At 57.3% G+C, this 2,330-nt stretch carries 2 protein-coding genes; one reads left to right on the top strand and one right to left on the bottom strand.

Going from position 1 to position 2,330, the window contains the following annotated elements; translation table 11 throughout:
* Nucleotides 1-63: 63 nt before the first annotated feature.
* Nucleotides 64-1,389, top strand: a complete 1,326-nt coding sequence (locus VGE80_RS18860) for a carboxymuconolactone decarboxylase family protein (RefSeq protein WP_373653551.1) — start codon at nucleotides 64-66, stop codon at nucleotides 1,387-1,389.
* 186 nt (nucleotides 1,390-1,575) lie between these two features.
* On the opposite strand, the gene VGE80_RS18855 is transcribed toward VGE80_RS18860, so the two are convergent.
* On the bottom strand, nucleotides 1,576-2,330 hold a 755-nt coding region (locus VGE80_RS18855), incomplete at its 5' end, for a heterodisulfide reductase-related iron-sulfur binding cluster (RefSeq protein ID WP_440593736.1).

Raw genomic sequence — 2,330 nt, 5'->3', positions numbered from 1 at the left:
GACCTACATCGTTGGCACTTCCCCCGAGATTACGATTTTTCCCCAATGAAGAAGAGGTCCTCAATGCTGATCAAAAAATGGTGGCTCTGCCTACTGATTCCGATTGCCAGCACATCAATGGCACTGGCCGACTCCGACCTGGCTCCAACACGCCCGGAAATGAAGAAGCGGATTCAGGCTCTGAAAGAGCGAACTTCGCGTCTGCCATTGCCACCACCGACCGAACAGGAAATCGCATCAGGACGACCGCTGGTCAACAATGGACGTCTTCGCGCACTGTATCTTCCTCCCGCCTGGCAGTCATTTCTCGTTCCCGGGTGGGGAAGCAGCTCAGCCACTCGCCCCAGCGGAGGAACCGCCGCACTCCTGAAAAGGATGGAAGCCGATCCCTCTTATGGGTTCAAGACTCGCCTGTTCTGGATTGTTTCACGTGCCAATGACTGTCAGTATTGCCTGGGACACCAGGAACTGAAGCTGAAGCGAGTCGGGATGACCGATGACCAGGTCGCTTCGCTGGATGCCCGTTGGGACCTGTTTCCCGCCGGGGAACAGGCCGCGATGAAGGCCACGCGGAAGCTGACACTCACCCCGCACCTGTTTACTCAACAGGACCTCGCTGAACTCAAGCAGCAGTTCCCTGACCCGGAAGTGATCGACATCATTTACACTGTCAGCCGGTACAACGCAGTCAATCGCTGGACGGCCTCAACGGGGATCCCCCAGGACCAGTCCTTCGGTGGCGAAGAGCACAGCGAACTGGACACTCCCACATCCCCCGAGTTCTCGAATCTTCCCTCGAAGGTGATTCCCACGGAACTGAAGCCGCGGCCAGAGTGGGAAAGCCGTGACGATGTCGAGGCAGCGATTAAGAAGGCTCACGGAAGAAAGCCCGGCGTCGAACTCCCCAAAATGGAGAACGCCAAGAAGGTCCTCGCTCGACTCAGCCCCGGCGTCACCCCTCCTGTCTGGTTCCAGGCTCTGTCCGACCTCTCTGTCGCACTCGACGCCTGGGGGCAGAAACAGGCTATGGCACGTGAAGGAAAAACGTCTCCGGAACTCCGCATTCTGATCGCCTGGGTCACCTCACGGGAGAATCGAGCCTGGTACGCTGCAGAACATGCACGAGCCCGCTACCTGGCTTCAGGTGGGGATGAAGGAGTTTTGTATTCGTTCAAACAACTGGAAGGGGCTGCACGTCCCGCAAACGCCGAAGCCCTGCGCTTTGCCCGCAAGCTGACGACGCTGCCGCAGACGATCGTTGACGAAGACATCAGTCGCTTGAAAGAACATTTCAACGATTACGAAGTGGCGGAAATCATTCAGACGACCTGCGACGCCAACGCGTTTGACCGCTTCACCGAAGCGCTCTGGCTGCCGCTGGAAGACTGATTTGGCGGTGTTGGCGGCTGTCAGCCATGGCCTGCCCGGACCACCGTTGATGGCTTGAACGCCCTGTGCCGACTCACACTTTCCGTAGAGCGGCACAGGGATTTTTTACGGCCAACGACAGAGAACTCATGAGCGAGTAGGGAGTGGTGTGACGCGTCCTCAGCAATTTATTCCGCCCCGACGCGGTCACGACGTCACCAGCTTCTTCAGATTGGGCCGCAACCGTTTACGAATCTCGGGCATCAGCCCATAAGCGAGTGCCAGAACTTTCAATGGGTGCAGCGTCGGCGTAGGCGACTGCTGTTCCATCTGAAATTTGCAACTGCTGCATTCGGTCATGCCAAATTCGATTTGGTCCGATCGCATTTGCTCGATCAGGTCATGTCCGATTGCGAGCGATTCCTCAAAGTTTTCACGCGACAACCCAAACGTACCAGCCATTCCCGAGCAACCATGATCGGTATCAGTGATCACGAGTTGGGGAATCAAACGACAAATTTGTAGTAGAGGGGTACCCTTTCCCAGCGCACGCAGATGGCAAGGCGTGTGATAGGCGGCGGTCAACGGCAGTGATTGAAAATCGGTCCGCATGTCTCCACGGGCCTGAAGATCCGCCAGAAAGTGGCCCGCTTCCACAACATGGTCCGCAACCAGCTGGACGTCGGGATGATCCAGTAGCCGTGGATACTCGACCTTGAGGCACAACGCCGCAGCCGGCTCGGTACAGATGATCGGACAACCCTCGCGTGCAAACTCAGCCAGCAGGCGGATATTATCCGTCGCCAATTGGCGGGCAGTTTCGACGTCACCGATCGATATGTGTGCCATACCCGATCGGTGTTGTGACGCGGGGACATGGATCCGGAAACCCTGATGCTCCAGTATTCGCCCGAGGGCAAACGCCAACTCAGGATCGTGCGCATTCGCGTAATGATCAACGA

The organism is Schlesneria sp. (genome assembly GCF_036405755.1).
GTDB classification, from domain to species: Bacteria; Planctomycetota; Planctomycetia; order Planctomycetales; family Planctomycetaceae; genus Schlesneria; species Schlesneria sphaerica.
This window is presented reverse-complemented; position numbering and strand designations above follow the sequence as displayed.

Excerpts from the sequence above, each read along its gene's own strand:
- VGE80_RS18860 (WP_373653551.1), top strand. The coding sequence starts at position 64 with ATGCTGATCAAAAAATGGTGGCTCTGCCTACTGATTCCGATTGCCAGC.